Here is a 265-nt window from a genome sequence, read left to right as displayed (position 1 = left end):
ATTCCTACCTGAAGCTGTTCACCAGGTACATGCAGCTTGAACAGCTTCATTCCGGACGGTTGAGAAAACTGAGAGAGAATGGCTGAAATGAGTGTGGCAAAAAAGATGGCCTTCCACGAGCCGTAAACGAAGGTAAGCAGCACTCCGACAACTGATAGAGCACTGAGCACCTCACACCAGACCATCGTTTTTCTCGGTTGCCAGCGATCAGCAAACGTCCCAGCAAGAAAGGAAAACAGAAAGATTGGCGCATACTCCGCCACAG

Annotated in this window: 1 protein-coding gene; it reads right to left on the bottom strand. The window is 49.8% G+C overall.

The features are described 5' to 3' along the window. Window positions 1-265: MFS transporter (locus ACSNOK_RS34580; protein ID WP_436784673.1), on the bottom strand; the 265-nt coding region annotated here is incomplete at both ends.

The organism is Streptomyces sp. URMC 126, from assembly GCF_051386555.1.
In the GTDB taxonomy this organism is placed as follows: domain Bacteria; phylum Actinomycetota; class Actinomycetes; order Streptomycetales; family Streptomycetaceae; genus Streptomyces.
The sequence above is the reverse complement of the archived record's forward strand: the minus strand, read 5'-3'. Positions and strand labels throughout refer to the sequence as shown.